The sequence below is a fragment of the Yersinia sp. 2553 StPb PI genome (assembly GCF_052217105.1).
GTDB lineage: Bacteria > Pseudomonadota > Gammaproteobacteria > Enterobacterales > Enterobacteriaceae > Yersinia > Yersinia enterocolitica_E.
This window is the reverse complement of record NZ_JAZGPX010000002.1, coordinates 2,738,036-2,761,236: the sequence shown is the minus strand read 5'-3', so window position 1 is coordinate 2,761,236 and position 23,201 is coordinate 2,738,036. Positions and strand designations below refer to the sequence as shown.

The following is a 23,201-nucleotide window of genomic DNA, read 5'->3' as shown; positions in this document are numbered from 1 at the left end:
AAGGATGGAGATTTTCTATGTCGGCAATAAACCCTAATCCGCTGTTTTGTCAGATTAACCCACCGGCACGGTTGCTGATGGGGCCGGGGCCGATCAATGCCGATCCCCGGGTATTGCGGGCGATGGCCAGTCAGTTGATCGGGCAATACGATCCGGCGATGACAGAGTATATGAATCAGGTGATGGCGCTATATCGTGGGGTTTTCCGCACTGAGAATCAGTGGACGATGTTGATCGATGGCACCTCTCGTGCGGGTATTGAGGCGGTTCTGCTGTCGGCCATCCGCCCTGGCGATAAAGTTCTGGTGCCGGTTTTTGGCCGTTTTGGTCACTTATTGTGTGAAATTGCCCGCCGTTGCCGGGCCGAAGTCCACACTATCGAGGTGGCGTGGGGCGAGGTATTCAGCCCAGAGATGATTGAAGATGCTATCAAGAAAGTACACCCACGGCTGCTATTGACGGTGCAGGGCGATACTTCAACCACCATGTTGCAGCCGCTGGCTGAGTTGGGCGAGATCTGTCGCCGCCATCAAGTGTTGTTTTATACCGATGCGACTGCATCGCTGGGGGGGAACCTATTGGAAACTGACGCCTGGGGGTTGGACGCAGTATCTGCCGGGTTGCAAAAGTGCCTTGGCGGGCCATCAGGCAGTGCTCCGGTGACCCTCAGCCCACAATTCGCTGAGCAAATTCGGCGGCGCAAATGTATTGAGCAGGGGATCCGTACTCAGGATCATGCTGATGGCGACGAAGAGATGATCTATTCCAATTACTTTGATTTGGGCATGATCATGGATTATTGGGGGCCGGAGCGCCTGAATCATCATACCGAAGCCACCAGTATGCTGTTTGCGGCACGGGAATGCGCACGAGTAATACTGGAAGAGGGATTGGATAACGGTATTGCCCGTCATGCTTTGCATGGTGCAGCGTTGTTGGCGGGCATTCAGGGAATGGGGCTGGCGGTGTTCGGTGATATGAAGCACCGCATGAACAATGTGTTGGGGGTGGTTATTCCGACCGGTGTTCCTGGTGAGCAAGTGCGGCAACTGATGCTAAATGATTTTGGTATCGAGATTGGTACCTCATTCGGGCCGCTAAATGGCAAAATTTGGCGCATCGGCACTATGGGATATAACGCGCGTAAAGATTGTGTGATGCAAACGCTGGTGGCATTGGAGGCGGTATTAAACCGTTTAGGTTTTGCCACGGTTCAGGGCAACGGATTGCAAAGCGCGTGGAATGTCTATCAAGCTGAGAGTGATAAACCGGCTATTGATCCACTAAACGGAGCGAACTGATGGCTGTTACCCTGCCGGATGCCGAGGCAGAGCAGGCTGCATTACGGGTCTTGGCCCGTTGTGATGTGCTGGCGGCAATCAGTGAATCAGCGGATGCGCTGACGCGGGTGTACCTGTCTCCTGAACATTTGCGGGCAAATCAGCAAGTGGGTGAATGGATGCAGGCGGTCGGGATGCGCGTGTGGCAGGATGCAGTTGGTAATATTTGCGGCCGTTATGAAGGGCTGCAACCTGATGCGCCGGCCCTATTGTTAGGCTCTCATCTTGATACGGTGCGCAACGCCGGCCGTTACGATGGCATGCTAGGTGTATTAAGTGCGCTAGAAGTGGTGGGGTATTTGTATCGTCAGCAGCAGCGGCTGCCGGTGGCCATTGAGGTGATTGGTTTTGCCGATGAAGAGGGTACGCGCTTTGGTATCACCCTGCTGGGTAGTAAAGGTATCACTGGGCGCTGGCCGGCCGATTGGTTGAGTAAAACCGATGCTGAGGGTGTCAGTGTGGCGCAGGCCATGGAGAATCTTGATTTTGACCCGGCGGCTATTGTCAGTGCGCGACGTGAGGTGAGTGATTTTTGTGCTTATCTGGAGCTGCATATTGAACAGGGGCCGTGTTTAGAAAAGGCCGATTTGGCATTGGGTGTGGTGACGGCAATCAATGGCGCGCGCCGTCTGAATTGCCGATTTATTGGCTTAGCGGGCCACGCTGGTACGGTGCCGATGGGGCAGCGGCAAGATGCATTGGCCGGTGCGGCGCAATGGATTGGTGCCGTTGAACAGTTGACTGCTTGCTATGGTGAACATTTAGTGGCGACAGTTGGAACACTCAGTTGTTCGCCAGGTGCTGTGAATGTGATTGCCGCAGAGGTGGTTCTGACGCTGGATATTCGTGGCCCGCAAGACTGTCACGTGGACCAGTTACTGGCCAGCTTGTTGGCGCAGGCGCAAGTGATAGCAGCACAGCGCGGCCTGACTTTTTCATCAGAAGAGTTTTACCGTATCAGTGCTACCGAATGTGATATGGCTTTGCGCCAGCGAATCAACGCCAGTATTGATCGGGTACAGGGGCGCTCATTATTGCTGCCCAGCGGTGCGGGGCATGATGCCATTGCTGTTGCTGAGTGCTGGCCAGTAGGGATGTTGTTTGTGCGCTGCAAAGGAGGGGTAAGCCATCATCCTGATGAATCCGTCATGCATAGTGATATTGCGCTAGCCATTCAGGCTTATCTGGAAACGGTGCTATCCTGGCAGCGGGTTTAATACACTTGGGGAGCACTTTTGCGGCACGGCTCCCCCTGGTTTTACCTTTACAACAATAAAAAATCATCAACATCGCGCCATGCCGGAAAGGCTTCGCGATAGCTCTGCAATGTTTCTAAAGACAACTCAGCATCCAGTTGCGCAGCCAGTCCCGGTTCTGCTTGCGCCAACACCTCACCTTGAGCATCCAGAATCACACTGTCGCCCTGGTAGTGATGGCCGTTATCATCATCGCCGACCCGATTACATCCGGCGACGTAAGCCTGATTTTCTATCGCGCGCGCTGTCAGTAAACTTTGCCAGTGTTTGGCGCGAGGAGCTGGCCAGTTAGCGACATAGAGTGCTAAATCATAATCTTGCAAATTGCGTGACCACACCGGAAAACGCAGGTCATAGCAAACTTGCATCAAAATTCGCCAGCCGCGCCATTCCACCACCTTGCGCTCTTTGCCCGCTTGATAGTGGTGGTGCTCACCGGCCATGCGGAATAAGTGGCGTTTGTCATAATGATGAACGCGCCCATTCGGTTCAACCAGCAGGAAGCGGTTCACCGCACCCTCGGTGGTTTTCAGCGCCACACTGCCGCCAATCAGGGCATCAGTAACCGTGGCCCAATGGCGTAACCAGTTGATGACCTCACCTTCTGATAATGCATTTTCAGCCGCATTCATGGCAAAACCGGTGGTAAACATCTCTGGCAACACAATCACATCACGCTGCCGGAGTGGCTCCAACAGCATGTCAAAATGGCGCAGATTTGCCTGTGCATCCAACCATACCAATGGCTGTTGCAGCAGGGTCAGTTTTAAAGTTGACACAATCGCTCCGCCGCAGCATCCAGCGTGGCATCCTGTTTGGCGAAGCACAGCCGGATTAGTTTATGGGGAAACGGGCCTTCACAAAATACCGATAACGGTATCGCGGCCACGCCGACATGTTCGGTTAACCATTGGCAGAATTCAACATCATCAAGATCAGAAACCGCGCTGTAATCGGCCAACAGGAAATAGGTGCCTTCACTCGGCAGAATTTTCAGGCGGCTGGTGGACAGCGCATTAACGAAGCGATCACGACGGGCGCGATAAAAATCGGGCAGTTGCTGCCAGTGCTCTGGTTGGGCATTGAGCATATCCGCCAATGCGAGCTGAACCGGCGTGCAAACCGAAAAGGTCAGATATTGATGAATTTTACGTACTTCGGCACTGATAGCGACGGGGGCGATGCAATACCCCACTTTCCAACCGGTCATATGGAAGGTTTTGCCGAAAGAGGACACTGCAATGGCGCGTTGGCGCAGGTGCGGATGAGCCAGCACACTGGCATGGCCTGTGGCGCTAAAGCAGATGTGTTCGTACACCTCATCGCTCAGCACATAGATATTACGTTCAGCAATCACTTGCCACAGTTGTTCAAAGTCTTCCGCCCGCCAAACAGTCGCTGAAGGGTTATGCGGCGTATTGACGATAACCAGACGAGTACGTTCAGAAACCAGATCAGCAAATTCAGACCAGTCGGTGGCGAATGTCGGGGGTTTCAGTGCTATGCGCTTGAGTATGCCGCCCGCCAGTTTAACTACCGGTGCATAGCTGTCGTAACTGGGGTCAAAGCAGATAACTTCGTCGCCTGGGCGCACCAGGGCGGTAATGGCGGCAAACAGGGCTTCGCTGGCACCGGTAGTGATGGTGATTTCGCTGTCGGCATCGGGCTGCCAGCCGTAGATTTTAGCCGTTTTCTCCGCAATTGCATTGCGCAGCGGCGCCACGCCGGTCATTGGGGCATATTGGTTTGCACCTTGACTGACATGATAGGCCAATTGCTGTTTCAAATAGTCTGGGCCATCAAAATCGGGGAACCCTTGCGATAAGTTAATCGCTTGGTGTTTTTGCGCCAATGCACTCATTTGCGTAAAGATTGTAGTGCCTTGTGCCGGCAATTTACTGTCTGGAATAAAGGATAAAGTGCTCATGGCAGATGAATACTCCTGGCGCTGTATGTTGCCGTCAATATAACACGATGTTAAGATTTGGCAATCAAGACGCTTAGATGTTTAAACGGCTAAATGCCGTAATTCGCTAAGCATAGATAAAAATGTACTAAAGCTGATCGTCGGGCAAATTGCGGTTGCTAAATGTGATGACCCACCTACACCACAACAGGGATATGCAATGACAGAAAATGTACAACTTGGCGCGCTGTTAGCCGCCTGCCACTGGATCGGGGAGAAGGGCTGGTGCCCAGCGACTGGTGGTAATATGTCCCTGCGGCTGGACTCGACTCATTGTCTGGTTACCGAATCGGGTAAAGATAAAGGCAGCCTCACCGCTGACGATTTTCTACTGGTAGAAACCGCCAACAACCATGTTCCCAGTGGGCGCACACCCTCGGCAGAGACCGGGCTACATACCTTGCTTTATCGTCGGTATCCAGAGATCAATGCGGTGTTACATACTCACTCGGTGAATGCCACTGTGCTATCTCGGGTTGAGCGTAGCCATGAATTAGTATTGCAAGGCTATGAAATGCAGAAATCACTATCGGGTCAGCGTAGTCATTTGGATGCGGTTGCCATCCCTATTTTTGATAATGATCAGGATATTCCGGCGCTGGCCCAACGGGTTGCCGCACTGGCAGATAATAACCCGCTACACTACGGATTCTTGGTGCGCGGTCATGGCCTGTATTGCTGGGGAAATAGCGTGGTGGAAGCCCGTCGTCATCTGGAAGGGCTGGAATTCTTGTTCCAGTGTGAACTGCAACGCCGCTTGTTTGATCTCAATCCTAACGTGGGGGCTAAATGATCCAGGCTATTGTTACCGATATTGAAGGCACCACCAGTGACATCCGCTTTGTCCATCAGGTGCTGTTCCCCTATGCCCGCGAGCGACTGACGCCCTATTTGCGTGCACATCAGCAGGATGAAGAGATTGCCGTAGCGCTAACCAGTTTGCGCCATGAACTTGCACAGCCGGATGCTGATATTGAAACATTGATTACCGCGTTACATGGTTTTATGGATGAAGACCGTAAATCCACGGCGTTGAAAGCGATTCAAGGCATTATCTGGCGCACCGGTTATCTGCAAGGGGACTTTCGTGGTCATCTTTACCCAGAAGTGGCCCGGCAATTGGCCGACTGGCAGCAACAGGGTTTGGGGTTATATGTCTACTCTTCCGGCTCGGTTGCTGCGCAGAAACTGTTGTTTGGTTACAGCGATGCAGGGGATTTACGCCCGCTATTCAGTGGCTATTTTGATACCCATGTTGGGGGGAAACGTGAGGTGAGCTCTTATCAGAATATTGCTAGTCAATTAGCTATCGCCCCACAAGCACTGCTGTTTTTATCTGATATCCGTCAGGAGTTGGATGCTGCGCAACTGGCGGGTTGGCAAACTTGCCAACTGATTCGCGACTTTCCTGATAACGAAAGCCGCCACCCACAGGTGAGCCGTTTTGATCAAATCGTTTTGGAGGATTTTACAGCATGAGCGGATTAACGATTTTTAGTGATGAGCAGCCGGAGCAACCGCTGTGGCAAAGCCGTGATGCTGAAGAGATCCAGCAGCAACTGACTGCTATTGGTGTGCGCTTTGAGCGCTGGCAGGCAGATCGTGAACTGGGTGAAAATCCACAGCCGGAGGCGGTGATTGCAGCTTATCAACATGAGATTGACCGGCTGGTGGCGGAGAAGGGTTATCAGAGTTGGGATGTGATTAGCATGCGGCCTGATAACGCTCAGCGGGAAGTGTTGCGTGAGAAGTTTTTATCAGAACATACCCACGGTGAAGATGAAGTGCGCTTTTTCGTTGCAGGTGCAGGGTTGTTCTGTTTGCATCTGAACGGTAAAATTTATCAAATACTTTGTGAAAAGAATGACTTACTTTCTGTCCCTGCCGATACTCGCCACTGGTTTGATATGGGGTCTGCACCGAATTTCACGGCTATTCGGGTATTTGATAATCCTGAGGGGTGGGTGGCACATTTTACTGGCGATAAGATAGCCGATGCTTATCCACGTTTGGATTGATCACCTTCTTACTTGAAGCCGCAGCTAACACCGCTGCGGCTTCAATTGCTTTGGGGATAAAATTACAAACATTGCTAATTCTTAGCTTGGAAGAAGCCTGCCGCCACTTGTTCTGGGCTAATGACGCCGCTGTCTAATACCCAACCACTGATCAATGCTGCCGGTGTGACATCAAATGCCGGGTTATACACAGCGGCATCTTCTGGTGCCCAATGGCAACAGCCAAAGCTGCCTGAGACACCGGTCACTTCACTGGCGGCACGCTGCTCGATTGGGATCGCTGCACCATTCGGGCAGTTTGGATCGTGAGTAGTGTGCGGGGCGGCAACATAGAACGGAATATTGTGATAGTGGGCCAACACCGCCAAACTGTAAGTGCCTATTTTATTTGCCACATCGCCGTTGGCGGCAATGCGATCCGCACCAACCCAGATAGCATCCACTTTGCCCTGAGCCATCAGGCTGGCAGCCATCGAATCACAAATCAATTGATATGGAATACCTAACTCACCTAACTCCCAGGCGGTTAAGCGGCCGCCTTGTAGTAAAGGACGGGTTTCATCGACCCACACCTGCTGAATATTACCTTGCTGATGGGCTTTCAATAATACGCCGATAGCGGTACCAATGCCTGCCGTAGCGAGGCCACCGGTATTGCAGTGGGTTAGCAAGTTACTGCCCGGTTTAACCAGTGCCGCCCCATGCCGGGCAATGCGCTCGCACAATTCTCGGTCTTCATCCACCAAATGTAGCGCTTCGCGGACCAAAGTATCGACCCAGTTGGCTTGTAGCAAAGCCTGCTGCATCCGTGCCAGATTATTCATCAAGTTGACTGCCGTCGGGCGGGATTCACGCAGCGCGATGACTGCCTGCTCAAGTTGAGCTTGCGGCAAACCACGTTCTGCCAGTAAAGCCAATAATAAACTTGCTGACAGTCCAATGAGCGGTGCACCACGGACTCGCAATGTTTGGATATGACCAATCAGTAACTCTACCGTATCAGCTAATAGCCACTCCTGACGCTGTGGTAATGCCTGCTGATCGAGTATCCAGAGCTGGTTATCGATAATTCTTAAGCTGGTGGTTTGTAAATCGAGCCTGTTAAGCGTCTGCATTGTCAGTTAAATCCATGTTGCGTTATTGCATCTGGTTTCTTATTCTGCCAACATATCTTACGGATGTGTAGACGTCTATATGGTTTTACGCCTAAATACGGATTTTTTAGCTCTAACAGAGAATAATTTCACAGCTAAGCAAGTGGTTGGCGGTGAGTGAACCAGAATCGGGTAAAGAATAAAGAGGTCGAAGATGTCGCGCTACCATACATTTACTGCTGCGGATGCTGTTGAATATGCTCGCCAATTTGGTCAGGTTGCTAATCCACTGACCTTAGTGATGGCCGATGAAATTGGGGATGGCAATCTCAATCTGGTGTTTAAAATCCGTGATGCGGCCGGCGTCAGTCGGGTGATTGTCAAGCAGGCACTGCCTTATGTGCGCTGCGTTGGGGAGTCTTGGCCGTTGACCTTGGATCGCGCTAGAATTGAAGCGCAAACCCTGCTGACACACAGCCAATTTTGCCCGCAACACACGGTCAATGTGCTGCATCACGATGCTGAATTGGCGGTTATGGTGCAAGAGGACTTATCTGATCACCATATCTGGCGCAGTGAACTGCTGGCAGGTAAACACTATCCGCAAGCGGCGGGACAACTGGCTGAATATTTGGCGCAAACCTTATTCCATACCTCAGATTTTTATCAGTCGGCACAAGCCAAAAAAGCGGCAGTGAGCTGCTATACCAATCCAGAGTTGTGCCAGATTACTGAGGATCTATTCTTTACTGACCCTTATATTGATCATGAACGTAATAATTTTGATCCGGCATTACTCCCTTATGTACTGGCTCTGCGCCAGGATAATGCTCTCAAGGTGGCGGTGGCCTCACTTAAACATCGCTTCTTGAGTAAGGCCGAAGCATTGCTGCACGGGGATATTCATAGTGGTTCTATCTTCGTTGCTGAGGGGCGTTTGAAAACTATTGATGCCGAATTTGGTTTCTATGGCCCAATCGGCTTTGATGTGGGTACCGCACTAGGGAATTTACTGCTCAATTACTGTGGACTACCCGGCTTGGCCGGCCCCCGTGATGCCGCAGCTAGCCGCGAGCAACGGCTGAAAGATGTGCATATTATCTGGCAAACATTTTCTAGCCGTTTCGTGGCGTTAAGTCAGGAAAAAACGCAGGATTTAGCCTTAGCGACCGAAGGATATGTACAACAGTTCCTGCAACAGGTTTGGCAAGACGCGATAGGGTTTTGTGGTACTGAATTAATTCGGCGTACCATTGGCCTGGCACATGTTGCTGATCTGGATAGTATCGCTGATGAAGAGATGCGCCGGGAATGTCAGCGTCATGCGTTGAGTTTGGGGCGTAGTTTGATATTGGCCGCATCACACATTGATAACATTGATAATTTGATTGCTCGCATCAGGCAGAATGGATAGCAAAAATTATTCATGGTACTCGGTGATGGTCTGAACCAGAATATAGTGACCCCGTTAAGTAATGCGGGGCTTTTTATTATTTAAATTACTATATCTAATTATAATTATAAAAAGCATTGTTCATATTTAAGTGATTAGCGGGTATTTAGGCTGTTTTAAAATACGATTAATGTTTTTTATTGTTATTATTAGTATTCCATGTGGCTTATTATTTCTTTTACTGTAATTGTAGTTGGTGTTATTTGGCTGGCTGGCTATTATTTTAATGTGTGTTTTCATTTTGTTAAGTTATTACTTCACTCCCTATTTAAATTCTAATTACTTTGATTATTTATTTGTATGTGAATCTATTATTGTTTCATGTCGATAATGAAATATCTACCATAAATAACTATTTGTTATACGTGTGAGATGAATATTAGTCTGAACCAACAGAGGTTACTCTTTGGGATGTTGGTATTTATTAATTTGTCATGCCATTTTACATTCTATTTTATGTTTATTTAATCACTTTATTAACTTGCTAACTAAAATCAACTATGTGGGCCAGTATTAAATGACGGAGGTTCTTATTATTTAAACTGGCGTGATCATCATGCTAAGCAGGCGTATTTTATGCGACATTTTTATTATCCAGAAAAATTACGGTATCAGACTAAACTGAGTTCCACAGTAATCATGTTTGCCCTTTTTTTTTGCTCACAGGTAGTCGCCGCTCCTCAGGTCATAAATGTACCGAATGCGGGTGTGATTAGTAACGAAATACGGCAAACAACGCCGGTGCCATTGCGTGCGCCACAGGAAGCTGAAATCAAACTTCCACCTTTGCTCCCTCCTACATCGTTTGGCGGTTCTACCTCGGCGGGAAGAATCATGTTACGTGAGGTTAGATTCGAGGGTGATACCCAGTTATTACGGCACAGTAACGGAAATAATAAAGCACTACGCGCCGTAATTACGCCTTGGTTGGGGCAACAATTAACCTTTAATGATTTACAAGCCATGACGTTAGCGGTAACTCGCTTTTATCGACAACAAGGATTTGTTGCCACTCAGGCAATATTGCCACCACAAACTATCCGTGAAGGTGTTGTCATAGTTCGTATTATTGCTGGCAGATTAGATAAACCGGAGATTAATAATCAGAGCCGGTTGAATACTGATTTTGCTACTGCGGTGATTGAAAGTAATAGTTGTAGCAAAGAAGTGGGTTTTGTTGGCAATAAAGATTGTGCCGCTTCTCCGGCTGAGTTATCCCGCCTTGAACGCACCACCCTTATTCTTAATGGAATTCCGGGGGTTGATGCTGCTTTGGCATTAAAACCGGGAACTCAATCGGGAATGACGAGAGTTTATGCTGATATATCCCCAGGACAGACTGCGATGGGATATCTCGGTGTGGATAACCAGGGTAATGATTATTCTGGTCATAATCGGTTATTAGTCGGTGGGGTACTCAATAATATGACCGGCTGGGGTGATCAACTACGTACTGATTTGATTTTATCCAGCTCGGTAGATGTATTCAATGGCATGTTGGATTACAACTTCCCCATTAATACTTATGGCACCCGTGCAGCGCTTAATTATAGTTATCTGGATTATACCCTAAAGGGGCCTTTCGAAATATTGGATGCTCATGGCCATTCTAACACTTGGGGCATTAATTTACGCCATCCGTGGATCCGTAATTCGGCAGCTAGAATTGATGTGAATACCGGTTATTATCAGAGCAGAATGCGTGATTCACTGATTATGCTGCCAGAACAAAAGCGCAATCTGGATGCCGGTGAGTTTGGTCTTGGTGGTACGTTTACCGCAGTACCTAGAGGACTCAGTAATTTTACTTTACTGGGTACGGCAGGCCATCTGTCATTGGATGACGAATTCAGTCAAAGCATGAATTCCTTAACTGGTATTGGTGGCACTTTTGCCCGTTTTAATTATCGTGCCGGTCATGATCAGGGTTTTGGCCCTTATTTCACCTTTTTCAACCAATTTACCGGTCAAATAGCCAGTAAGAATCTTGATAGCTCACAAAAACTGTTATTAGGTGGGCCGCTGGCGGTGCGCGCCTATGGCATTGGTGAAGGGGCGGTGGATAAAGGCACTCTTTTCACTACCGAATTACGCACCCATTGGCAACTCTTACTTCCCACATGGGCAGGAACTGGGAATCAAATCACCTTCGCGGCATTTTTTGACCAAGGGTGGGGCTCTTACTATCGCCAGCCTATCGCGGGCCTGACGGGGAATAATATTAACCTGTCTGGCTTTGGTGCCTATATCACACTCTTTCGTCCGGCAGATTACACCTTGAATCTGACTTGGGCACATCGAACCGGCCAGGCTGCAATTGCACAACCGGATAACGACCAACTTTGGCTTAGCGCTTACAAGATGTTTTAGCGCTTATTGGCATATTTGTCAGATTTAATGGACGTGAATAATGAACAGTAAATTATACAAACTTATTTTCTGCCGTCGGTTGGGATGTTTAATTGCTGTCGGAGAGTTTACCCGAGCTTACGGACGGTCCTTTTCGTCTGGCGGCAAAAAAGTCATTAATGACAATAATACAAAAGCTGGAATATTAAGCCACCTGGTCATCATGACGGGATTAGCTCTTGGCATATTACCGCTACGGGTATTCGCCCATCCCTCACTGCCGGTTAACGGCAATATTATTATCGGTCAAGGTGTGTTGAATGTTCACAACACCACCCTTACCGTGACTCAGCAAAGCGATAAGTTGGCAATCAATTGGGGCAGCTTTGATATCGCGCAGGGGAACAGCGTTATTTATAACCAGCCAGGGCAGCAGAGTATTGCGCTGAACCGGGTGCTTGGTCGCGATGCATCGCAGATATATGGCAGCCTAAAAGCGAATGGACAGGTCTTTTTACTTAATCCGAATGGCATTCTGTTTGGAAAAGGTGCGCAAGTTGATGTTGGTGGTTTGGTTGCCAGTACTAAATCCATGTCAAATCAGGATTTTATTTCTGGGCGCTATACGTTGACCAGCCGAAAACATGAAGGCAAGTTGGTTAATCAGGCTAATTTGCACACCACCACTGGTGGCTATATCGCGCTGATTGGCCAGCAGGTTGATAATCAGGCTTCCGGTGTTATCGCGTCGCCGCAAGGAAAAGTAGCATTAGCGAGCGGGAGTCGTGTCACCCTTAATCTGGATCACGGCAGCTTGCTGAGTGTGCAAGTCCAGGGTGAACAGGTCAGTACTTTGTTGCAAAACGGCGGGCTGATTCAGGCTGATGGCGGGGTTATCCAACTGACAGCGCGCGGCAAAGAGATGTTAATGAATACTGTGATTGATAATACCGGTATTTTGCAGGCGCATAGTTTATCTGAAAAAAATGGCGTTATTTACCTCGATGGCGGCAGTGAAGGGGTGGTGAGCCAGCAAGGTGTTATTGATGTCAGTAGTGCGCAGGGCCGTGGCGGGAATGTTATCTTGCAAGGTGAAAAGATACATTTGGTCGAAACGAGCAAAATTGATGCTCGCGGGGCTGAGGGCGGTGGCAAAGTCCTGGTCGGGGGCGATTGGCAGGGTAAAAATAATGCGATAAAAAATGCCCGAGCAGTCGTCATGGATAAAGGTGCGGATATTGATGTTTCTGCTTCAAACCACGGGTCGGGTGGTACCGCCGTGCTCTGGTCAGAAGATTACACTGGCTTCTATGGCAATATTTATGCTCGTGGTGGGCTACAGTCAGGTAATGGTGGGCAGGTAGAGACATCCAGTAACCGTAATTTACAGGCTTTTGGTCAGGTTGATACTGCGGCTATTCATGGTAGTCAGGGGAGTTGGTTACTTGATCCCGCAGAGGTAAGTATTGTTGGTAGTGGTGCTGAAAGCGGGGTAATGGTTCAGATTGGGGACATTCCTGCTGGATATGTGAAAAATACCCAGGTTTTCGCTCCGACGGTCAAGGTAGCGCAAATATTGAATAGCAGTATCAATACTCAACTCGATCGCGGCACCAATGTGACGGTGACTACCACTAATCACACTTTAACCAATTGCCGCTGGTGCAATATTACGCTAGAGGCTGATATCAATAAAACAGCGGGTGGCGATGCTACGCTGACGTTACATGCTGACGGCAATGTTGTTATTAACAATAATATTACCGCTAATCTTGGCAAGCTGAATCTTAATTTATTAGCGGGTAATTCTACTGCCGACTCTGTTATTACATTAAATAATAGTGATGTGTTGTTAAATAAAGGGGATTTATTGGCAAAACATGCCAATGATAACAGTGCGACTCGTATTATTATGGGTGGGAAATATGATGTCGGCAACCTCACTCTTGAAGGAAATGCTGGGGTGGCATCGCAAATTGGGGTGAGTATCAGTCATGCTGCTAATATTTCTGTAGCAGGTGAAACGCGTATAGCGGGTGAAAGTAGTAATGCTAATGGGCAAGGGTGGCGGGGTATTGATATATCTGAGGATTCAGTCTTGACTGGTTCGGGTAATATTTTATTTGCTCTTAAGTCCAATTCTAAAAGTTCGTGGGTAGGCACATTTACGAATGCAACCATTACCGGTGATAAAGATATCACATTCCTGGTAAATACCAATGGTAGTGCATATGGTGGAATGGATTTTATTAATGGCAGTATTTATTCTAAGTCTGGCAATGTTTTATTTGATATCAATGGTGATATCTTTACCCAGACTAATCTTGGGTTACGGATAAAGGAATCACAAGTTAATGGAAATAGTGTTAAATTAAATATCAATATCACTGGAGTTGATGGTTTATTACTTAGAGATAGTAACCTTACGGCGACTGCCGGTAATATTGATGTTGATGCCACTACTACCAATAAAGGGCTGTGGATCTCAGGTAACACTAATATAAATGCCAGTGGCGATATTAATCTGAAAGGTGTAACCACGAACTCTACAGTTGCGGGTGCTGATGCCATCAGGATAAGTGGTAACTCCAGTAGTGTTCAGGTCAATATGACTGCCGGTGGTAATATATCGCTGGTGGCGGTTAATGAAGGAACGGAAATCGGTACCACAGTTGTTGCGGATTTTGCCAATATAAAAGCACAGGAAGGAGATTTTAATTTAAATATCAGTGGGGTCAAAGGCAGTCCTTTCAATAATGTCACTATCAGTGCCGATAATATTTTGATGAATGGTAATATCATCGGTAATGAAGTTGTATTGATGAAGAATACAGTTCTTACTGCTAAAAATGATATTAGAACCAATTTAACCTCCGCCGCACATAAAGCCTTCGGGTTCAGCGGTAATGGTGCGATGACGGCAGGCCAATATATACTATTAGTTGCCAATACCTCAGCACTCGCTGTGGAGGCGGTGACAATAAATGGGACCTCATCTAACAAAGTAAATATCACTGCGGGGAAAGATATATCAATAGAAGCCAATAATCATGGCAATACTTCAGGGGCGGGTATTGGTATTGATGGGGCTAATATTGAAACTAAAAACGGAAACTTCACAGTAAATAACAATGGTTCAAAAGGCATAACCTGGGCCAATTTAGATCTCACAGCAAATGAGGTTAACGTTGTCTCTAACTCGACTAGCTCTGCCGGATTGGCAATACGTGAATCTAATATTACTGCTACAACAGGTGATATTAATGCCAATGTAACCTCCGAAAAAGAAGGTATTTTGATTAAGCCAAATACCATTTTTAATGCTAAGAAAGATATTAATCTGACGGGAGTTGCCACCGGTGATGGCGGAGGGATTTTTATTCAAGGGGATTCAAATACGTCACATAATAATCTTAATGCACAAGGAAATATCACCTTAAATGGTAAGGCTGATATGGGGGCTGCTACGCGAGCATCTGTCTATCTATTAAATACGACGCTGACATCAACTGAGCACAATATTGATATCAATGGTCTGTCTCAGGGGTCGAGACATGTTTATTTTACTGATGTAGAACTTAATGCTACTGCGGGGAATGTTACTGTTTATTCTGAAACACTGGCCGCTTTACCGACTTCATTAAGCACTGCATTAAGTTTGGGGGGGAATATCAGTATAAAAGCCAAAAATGGTTCGATGATCGGTAAAGCATTTAATACGACGCAGGGCTCAGGCGTTGGTTTTAGAGCCAATAGTACCTTGTCGGTTGAAGGGAATATTGCGTTTCAAGGCGAGACAGAAGGCAATGGTGCTACCCGCAAAGGGATTGATTTTAATGGGGTGAATACACTCAATATTGCTAAAGGTAGCCAATTATCTCTCCTCGGTGAAAATAAAGGGGCACCAGCGACTGCTGGCGGAGGGGGTATTACCCATACAGATGCAGCTCAGTTAACGATAAACAATAATGGTTCTTTCAAAATGGAAGGGCGCTCAACCAGCGGTGTCGGCATTAACTTTCCTGCCAGTAATAATAGCGTGATATTAAGTGGCGAGGGTGACACTCTCATTAGCGGCAGTAGTGTCGAAGGTATTGGGGTTGCTATTTCCGGTGTGGTTAATAACGGTACCGGCCCGGTCACGATTGAAGGAACCAGTATTGATAGCGCCGGTGTTCACCTCTTCAGTGCCGAGCATCAAATTAATCATATTAATGTCACCGGGAGTTCAACCCATGCCGAAGGTCTGCGCATTAGCGGCAATGCCACTATTACTGATACCACTCTGACCGGAGAATCAATTAATGGCAATGGTGTGAAAATTGATCCACTGCCGGGTTCTAATATTGTCACTCATGCCGTGTTAGATAATGCCACGCTCAATGGCAGTAGTACTAATGGCATCGGCGTAGAGATTGCCAATGATATAAAGGGTGTCCATCAGAGTGTTATTAATGGCAGCACCGATGGTGTTGGTTATGGCATGGATATAGCAGAAAATTTATATGTCATCGGCACCAGTGAAACCGATTTGCTGACACTAAATGGGGTGGCAACAACAGATACCGGTACTGGGATAAAACTCAATGGCAATAATGATTTAAGTAATACCAGCTTAAATGGCTCGGCTGTGGATGGTATTGCATTGCATATCATCGGCCCACTGACCAATCAAGGCAATACGGTATTGAACGGCACTGCTTCCGGCAGCGGTATTGGTGTGTGGGTTAATGGCCAACTGAGCGACAGTGTGGTGAATGGGACTGCGGCCAGTGGCATTGGTGTTCAAGTTATGAATGGTGTGCTTGATGACAGCCGCATCAATGGCATCTCCGATTCTGGTTCTGGGGTTGGCGTCAATGGCGACACGGTGCTGAATGATACCGTGCTGGTGGGAAATAGTTCGGATGGTAAAGGGGTGGAGATCGTGGGCCGCCTGTCAGGTAGCCACGGCAGCGCAGTACAGGGTGAAGTGGTTAACGGCACGGGAGTGTATATCGATAGAGATGCCACTCTCACTGGTGGTGGTACGGACGATCTGTTTGCTGTCAACGGTAATGCGATGGGCGATAAAGGCACCGGTGTGCAACTGGAAGGTAATAATACCCTTGATAATACCACGCTAAACGGTAGCGCCACTCAGGGTACCGGTGTTGATATTGCCGGTCCGCTGGTGAATAACGGCAATACTCGCGTGGTGGGTATTGCCACTGGCGGCAACGGGGTGGCGCTGAACGGGGCGATCGCTGGCGGCACGGTTAATGGCAACTCGGACAGGGGGACGGGTGTCAAAGTTGATGGTGATATCCAACTTAATAACACCATCATTAACGGTAACAGCTCTGACGGCAAAGGGGTGGAGATCGCCGGTAACCTCACTGGCCGCAATGGCAGTGCGGTACAGGGCGATACCACTAACGGCACCGGGGTGGACATTGGTAAACAAATCCTCCTGGAGGGCGGTGGCCTGGGTGACCTGCTCAATGTTACCGGCAACGCCACCGGCGAGAATGGCACCGGCGTGCAGTTTGACGGTATCAATCTCCTTGATAACACCACCCTAACGGGGAATGCCACTAACGGCACCGGGGTGGATATTAATGGCTTACTACAAAATGAAGGTAACACCACGATTGGGGGTCAATCGGAGAATGGCAACGGTGTCCAGCTTGGAGGGGCAGTCAGTGGCGGCACAATTAATGGTACATCAGCTAATGGCAGCGGCATCAAGGTGGCAAATGACAGTAATCTGGACCACGCCATCCTCAACGGCAACAGCCCGGACGGTAAGGGGGTGGAGATCGCCGGTAACCTCACTGGCCGCAATGGCAGTGCGGTACAGGGCGATACCACTAACGGCACCGGGGTGGACATTGGTAAACAAATCCTCCTGGAGGGCGGTGGCCTGGGTGATCTGCTCAATGTTACCGGCAACGCCACCGGCGAGAATGGCACCGGCGTGCAGCTTGACGGTATCAATCTCCTTGATAACACCACCCTGACGGGGAATGCCACTAACGGCACCGGGGTGGATATTAATGGCTTACTACAAAATGAAGGTAATACCACGATTGGGGGGCAATCGGAGAATGGCAACGGTGTCCAGCTTGGAGGGGCAGTCAGTGGCGGCACAATTAATGGTACATCAGCTAATGGCAGCGGCATCAAGGTGGCAAATGACAGTAATCTGGACCACGCCATCCTCAACGGTAACAGCCCGGACGGTAAGGGGGTAGAGTTCGCCGCTAATCTGACAGGTGGCAACGGCAGCGTGGTGCAAGGCGATACCACTAATGGCACCGGTGTTGATATTGGTGAAAACGCCTCGCTCAGTGGCCCTGCAGCGGATGATCTGCTGACGGTGATCGGCAATGCTAGCGGTGAGAAAGGCACCGGTGTTCAGTTCGGCGGCAACAATACGCTGAATGACACCACCTTAGGCGGTAATGCCAGCGATGGTCATGGCGTGGAGATCACGGGGCTAGTATTCAACAGCGGCAATACGACGATTAATGGTGATGCCGCAGGTGATGGTCATGGTGTGCATATTGGTGGCCCAATTAGTGGGGGGAGGGTGAACGGCCGTTCCGGTAATACTCATGGTATTTTCCTCAATGATTATGCAGCGATAACTGACATTACGCTTGGCGGGAATACCGGCTCATATAAGCCATCGGTGTTTTTCACCTTGCCGGAGAATATTGGTGACAATGTGATTATCAATGGCAAACCTGTTAATAAAAATAATTTTGGCGGTAAAGTCAGGTCGGCCCCTAACCCCGGTGAGAAATCGACTGGAGATAGTACGCAGGTAGCTCAGTCTCAGGAGGGGGGGGAATCAGCCTCGTTACTCATAAGACGAAATCAAATTCTCGGCGCCCTCGAAACACAAACTTTACCGCCCTCTATCCTGACTGAATATGAGCATGATAGTACAGACCATATCAGCCTCACGGTTTGTATTCCTAAGGGTATAACCTCCGAACAGGTTACCAATGAGCACGAGCTATGCGGGACCCATGTTCTCGGTAAGTGGAACCCCTGACTAAAATATCGGGTCAGGAGTAATGGATTTTTAACTCTCTAAATTTGCTAGAGAAATCGTGATGTCGATGTGACAAGGTGAGCTGACAATGGTGGAAAAAACGGCTGAATTAGCATCAACGGTAGAGCAGTCGACCGCATTTTCATTACCCTATTTCGAGTTTTTAGTGTGTGTGCGGCGCTATGAGGAGGCGGGGCGATTACTGGTCTTGATGTTGGAGCAACTGGACCGCCAATATGGCCGCTGGGATGTTTTTTCGCTTAAGCATCAATCGGTACAGCAACAGGAGCATTACTGTAATCGCCTGGCTGCGGCTATTGGCAACCTACTTTCTGATCCTGGTTTTGTGGTATCCGATAAAGGTTTTTTACAACTGATTAATTTCCATCGCTGGATAGCGTTGATATTTGCCGCATCACCTTTTGGCCATGCGGATCATGTGATTACCAACCTTAATCAAGCGGGGGAGGGATGCGCCCATCCTTTGCGCTTTGAGCACCATAATTTTCTGAAATTTTGCCTGATGTATTTACCTGAATCGGGTATTCCGCTTCAGCCGGATATATTGTGGCAATTTAATCCCCCTGTGGCCGCGGCACTGTTTCTGGCGTTACTGTCGCCACGTATTTTACCCAGCGCTGCTGGGCATGCGAAACGTGAGCGGCTATTAGAGTGGTTACCTGAAAAACTACTAACGCTAGAGAATCTTGAGGGCTTACCTGAACGCATCCTGCACGATGTTTATATGCATTGCAGTTATGCAGATAGAGCAGCAAAACACGCCATAAAACGCAGTATTAATTTTCACTTACGTAACACGCTGCTGCGCAATGGGCTATCTGATAACCACTCCCTCCCACCTGCGCGGGATAAACCATTGATGCTGGTTATCCTGGAGTGGTTTAACAGCGGCCATTCTATTTACCGTACTCACTCCAGTACGTTGCGCGCCGCGCGTGAGCAGTTTTCCACCCATGGCGTCACCATTGTGGGGGCCACTGATGCCATCACCCGTGACGTTTTTGATGATTTTACCGAGGTCCAGCGGGCGGGGGCGGTTGAGGCTATTGTGGCATTGGCGCAACAATTGCGACCGGATGTTATCTACTTCCCCAGTGTCGGGATGTTTCCACTCACCATTGCACTGACTAATTTACGCTTAGCGCCCTTACAGATAATGGCACTAGGCCATCCGGCAACGACCCATTCCAGCTATATTGATGCGGTATTAGTGGAAGAGGATTATCTGGGGGATCCTCAGTGTTTCTCCGAAAAAGTGGTTGCGTTACCCAAGGACTGTCTGCCCTATGTGCCGCCTGCCAATATTTGCCAGCCGGAACCGATACAACATTTCGATGAGCGCCCAGCGGTACATATCGCGGTTTGTGCCTCGGCGATGAAAATTAACCCTCGCTTTATCGATACCTGTGCTGAGATTGCCCGGCAAACATCAACGCCGGTGATATTTCATTTTTTGGTGGGTTTTTGCTGGGGAATTACCCATCGAGTGATGGAAAAAGCCGTTAATGCTGTTATCCCTCAAGCTAAAATCTATGAGCATTTGGCCTATCAGGACTATTTATTGGTCATTAATCAGTGTGACCTGTTTATTAATCCTTTTCCTTTCGGCAATACCAATGGCATCGTCGATACTGTGCGTCAGGGGTTACCCGGTGTTTGCCTGAGTGGGGCTGAAGTACACGAACATATCGATGAGGGATTGTTCCGTCGGCTGGGATTATCTGAGGAGTTGATTGCACATGATTTGGCTGAGTATATTGCGGTTACCGTGCGGCTGATCACCGATATTGAGTGGCGTAATAGCCTACGTCGCCAGTTGTTAACAATTCAGCCTGATAATGTGCTGTTTAGCGGGAAACCTGAGCAATTCGGGCTAATTATTAGAGGCCTGCTTGATGATTGTGGTGCTGAAAGAGGATAAAAAAAGCCTCCTGAATCGGAGGCTTGAGTAGACACTAACATCAATAAGACTTATTTATTACGCTGCTTCAGTTTGCCGTTGTTTGGTTGGCTGCTTTAGTGCGGGCTTGGCTGCCAAGGCATCGGCTGCAAACTCATCGACATTAATTGAGCGCAGGCGACTCTCTTCTGCTTTAGTCAAAATAGCGGCCTCTTCAACATTGATTTTCCCTTCAGCCAGCGCATTTTTTGCCAGCACATCCAGGCGAGTAAATGGCAGGCTTTTACCCGCTTCTTTACTCAGGCGCTTATGAATTGGCTCTGCTGCAATCACATCTTGCAAAGCGGCTTCCAGCAAACCTACTGGATTAAACTCGCTCGGTGTCAGATACTGACCACGACCAATACGGCTGCGGGTTGCTGACGGTACTTGCAGTAACTGCGCCAGTTGATGGTCCAACTGGTCTGACGGTGCCTGATGTACGCGACCAAACGGGAAGACCACCAACCGCATTAACCCGGCAATAACGCCATTTGGGAAGTTACGCAGTAAATCATCCAGAGCCTGCTCTGCCTGATGCAGGGCATCCTGCACACCCCAATGAACCAGCGGCAGATCTTCTTTTTGGCGGCCTTCGTCTTCATAGCGTTTCAACGTTGCTGATGCCAGATACATTTGGCTGAGAATATCCCCCAGACGGGCAGAGATACGTTCACGACGTTTCAGGCTGCCACCCAACACCCCCATTGAGACATCAGACAGTAAAGCTAAATTGGCGCTCAGGCGGTTCAGATGCTGGTAATAACGGCGAGTGCTGTCTTTGGTTGGTGTGGCACTGGTGCGGCCATTGGTCAGCCCCAACCAGAAACTACGGATTTTGCTGCTACCCACATGGCCCAAATGACCGAACAGCGCTTTATCGAAGGCGGCAACATCATTAGATTGTGCTGCTGCCATTTCATCCAGAACAAACGGATGGCAACGGATTGCCCCCTGGCCGAAGATAATCATGCTACGGGTCAGAATGTTAGCGCCTTCAACGGTGATACCGATAGGGGCACCTTGGTAGCCACGGGCTACGAAGTTGGCCGGACCAAGGCAGATCCCTTTACCGCCGGCAATATCCATGGCATCCATCACAGCGCGTTGACCACGGTGGGTACAGTGATATTTAACGATAGCGGATAACACCGCCGGTTTCTCACCTAGCATAATACCGCTGGTAATTAAGGTTGCCGCCGCGTCCATCACATAAGCATTACCGGCGATTCGCGCCAACGGCTCTTCAATCCCTTCCATTTTACCGATTGAGATTTTGAACTGACGACGAATATAGGCGTAAGCACCGATCCCCATCGCCACACTTTTTAAGCTACCAGTGGCATTGGACGGCAAGGTAATCCCGCGGCCAACAGACAGGCATTCCACCAGCATGCGCCAGCCCTGCCCAGCCATTTTTGGCCCGCCGATGATGTAATCAATCGGCACAAAGATATCGTTGCCACGGGTCGGGCCATTTTGGAATGGCACATTCAGTGGGAAGTGACGACGACCAATTTCCACCCCAGGGGTGTTGGTTGGGATCAGCGCACAGGTGATGCCTAAATCAACGGTATCGCCCAACAGATGTTCAGGGTCAGACAGTTTGAACGCCAGCCCGAGCACTGTGGCGATCGGGGCGAGGGTGATATAGCGTTTATTCCAGGTCAGGCGCATGCCCAGTACCTGCTTACCTTGCCATTCGCCCATACAGACGGTGCCGGTATCTGGGATTGCGCCGGCATCAGAACCCGCTTCTGGGCTGGTTAGGGCGAAACAAGGGATCTCGTCGCCACGAGCCAAACCAGGCAAATAATGATTTTTTTGCTCTTCAGTGCCGTAGTGTTGCAGCAATTCGCCGGGGCCGAGAGAGTTAGGTACACCAACAGTGATGGCCAAAATGCCAGACACGCCAGACAGTTTTTGCAGTACACGTGCCTGAGCATAAGCTGAGAAATCAAGGCCGCCGTACTCTTTCTTAATGATCATCGCAAAGAAGCGGTGTTCTTTCAGATACGCCCACAGTTCTGGCGGCAAGTCAGCCAGTTCGTGGGTAATTTGGAAGTCATTAGCCATACGACAGGCTTCTTCTACCGGCCCATCAATAAAAGCTTGTTCTTCGGCAGTTAACTGCGGTTTTGGGTAGTTATGCAGTTTCTTCCAGTCAGGCTGGCCCTGGAATAAATCACCTTCCCACCAAGTGGTACCTGCATCAATCGCTTCTTTTTCGGTGCGTGACATCGCAGGCATGACTTTACGGAACATGCGCAATGCTGGTGCAGAAAACAGTGACTGGCGCAGTGGGGTCAGCGTCAGGGGTAGCAAAACAATCACCAGAGGCAATAATGCCCAGAATGACCATAACTGCAACGCTCCCATCGCGGCGGTGTAAACGACAAGAATCAAACTACTGAGATAGAGGTTCACCTGGTGATAGAACAGCACACCAATAAGAACCAGTAAGGCAACAATGCTAAGAACCATCATAGTGAAGCTCCTGAGATGTAGGAGGTCTGACCTGTTGAGAGATACATTTGTTGTAGTCCATCTCATTATTTTTATCAATACCATTACATGTTATTTACAACTCATCTCACAAACTGCCCGCATTAATAGTTAAAACTCTTATGTCTTATTCATTACAGTGCTTCTCGCTGTTTATGCTATCCGGTACACTGACGGCTGATGAATATCGATGCCATAGAACTATAAAGAGGCTC

At 48.8% G+C, this 23,201-nt stretch carries 13 protein-coding genes; 9 read left to right on the top strand and 4 right to left on the bottom strand.

The window, feature by feature from the left end; genetic code table 11:
* Nucleotides 1-17: 17 nt before the first annotated feature.
* Nucleotides 18-1,301 carry a pyridoxal-phosphate-dependent aminotransferase family protein gene (locus tag V2A84_RS14215; RefSeq protein ID WP_102970462.1) on the top strand — a complete coding sequence of 428 codons (1,284 nt, stop codon included), beginning with the start codon at nt 18-20 and terminating at the stop codon, nt 1,299-1,301.
* Nucleotides 1,301-2,557, top strand: a complete 1,257-nt coding sequence (gene hpxK / locus V2A84_RS14210; RefSeq protein ID WP_420073159.1) for an allantoate amidohydrolase — start codon at nt 1,301-1,303, stop codon at nt 2,555-2,557. The genes V2A84_RS14215 and hpxK overlap by 1 nt, the downstream gene beginning before the upstream one ends.
* Nucleotides 2,558-2,604: 47 nt before the next feature.
* On the opposite strand, the gene V2A84_RS14205 is transcribed toward hpxK, so the two are convergent.
* Nucleotides 2,605-3,375, bottom strand: a complete 771-nt coding sequence (locus V2A84_RS14205; RefSeq protein ID WP_083160173.1) for an amidohydrolase — start codon at nt 3,373-3,375, stop codon at nt 2,605-2,607.
* Nucleotides 3,363-4,523 (bottom strand): pyridoxal phosphate-dependent aminotransferase, encoded by a 1,161-nt coding sequence (locus tag V2A84_RS14200; protein ID WP_083160171.1) that lies wholly within the window; start codon nt 4,521-4,523, stop codon nt 3,363-3,365. Before V2A84_RS14200 ends, V2A84_RS14205 begins: the two co-directional genes overlap by 13 nt.
* 199 nt (nt 4,524-4,722) lie before the next feature.
* Here V2A84_RS14200 and V2A84_RS14195 point away from each other — a divergent pair, with 199 nt between their 5' ends.
* From V2A84_RS14195 to V2A84_RS14185, 3 genes are read left to right on the top strand one after another with little or no spacing between them, the layout of a single operon-like run.
* On the top strand, nt 4,723-5,355 hold the full coding sequence (locus V2A84_RS14195) for a methylthioribulose 1-phosphate dehydratase (protein WP_083160169.1): 633 nt from the start codon (nt 4,723-4,725) through the stop codon (nt 5,353-5,355).
* Nucleotides 5,352-6,041, top strand: a complete 690-nt coding sequence (gene mtnC / locus V2A84_RS14190; RefSeq protein ID WP_083160167.1) for an acireductone synthase — start codon at nt 5,352-5,354, stop codon at nt 6,039-6,041. The genes V2A84_RS14195 and mtnC overlap by 4 nt, the downstream gene beginning before the upstream one ends.
* On the top strand, nt 6,038-6,580 hold the full coding sequence (locus tag V2A84_RS14185) for a 1,2-dihydroxy-3-keto-5-methylthiopentene dioxygenase (protein WP_083160165.1): 543 nt from the start codon (nt 6,038-6,040) through the stop codon (nt 6,578-6,580). The genes mtnC and V2A84_RS14185 overlap by 4 nt, the downstream gene beginning before the upstream one ends.
* Nucleotides 6,581-6,654: 74 nt before the next feature.
* On the opposite strand, the gene mtnA is transcribed toward V2A84_RS14185, so the two are convergent.
* Complete coding sequence (gene mtnA, locus V2A84_RS14180) at nt 6,655-7,695, bottom strand: S-methyl-5-thioribose-1-phosphate isomerase (RefSeq protein ID WP_083160163.1); 1,041 nt, start codon at nt 7,693-7,695, stop codon at nt 6,655-6,657.
* Nucleotides 7,696-7,888: 193 nt separating this feature from the next.
* On the opposite strand from mtnA, the gene mtnK reads away from it, so the two are divergent.
* From mtnK to V2A84_RS14160, 4 genes are all read left to right on the top strand, one after another.
* Nucleotides 7,889-9,088 carry an S-methyl-5-thioribose kinase gene (gene mtnK / locus V2A84_RS14175; RefSeq protein WP_442848926.1) on the top strand — a complete coding sequence of 400 codons (1,200 nt, stop codon included), beginning with the start codon at nt 7,889-7,891 and terminating at the stop codon, nt 9,086-9,088.
* A gap of 615 nt (nt 9,089-9,703) precedes the next feature.
* Nucleotides 9,704-11,497 carry a ShlB/FhaC/HecB family hemolysin secretion/activation protein gene (locus V2A84_RS14170; RefSeq protein WP_442848925.1) on the top strand — a complete coding sequence of 598 codons (1,794 nt, stop codon included), beginning with the start codon at nt 9,704-9,706 and terminating at the stop codon, nt 11,495-11,497.
* A gap of 40 nt (nt 11,498-11,537) precedes the next feature.
* The gene (locus tag V2A84_RS14165) at nt 11,538-18,521 is read left to right on the top strand and encodes a two-partner secretion domain-containing protein (RefSeq protein WP_442848924.1); all 6,984 of its coding nucleotides are present in this window, start codon (nt 11,538-11,540) and stop codon (nt 18,519-18,521) included.
* 88 nt (nt 18,522-18,609) lie between these two features.
* Nucleotides 18,610-20,463: a glycosyltransferase gene (locus V2A84_RS14160; RefSeq protein WP_083160155.1), complete on the top strand. Its 1,854-nt coding sequence runs from the start codon at nt 18,610-18,612 to the stop codon at nt 20,461-20,463.
* A 57-nt stretch (nt 20,464-20,520) separates the two neighbouring features.
* On the opposite strand, the gene fadE is transcribed toward V2A84_RS14160, so the two are convergent.
* The gene (gene fadE, locus V2A84_RS14155; protein WP_083160153.1) at nt 20,521-22,968 is read right to left on the bottom strand and encodes an acyl-CoA dehydrogenase FadE; all 2,448 of its coding nucleotides are present in this window, start codon (nt 22,966-22,968) and stop codon (nt 20,521-20,523) included.
* Nucleotides 22,969-23,201: the final 233 nt, after the last annotated feature.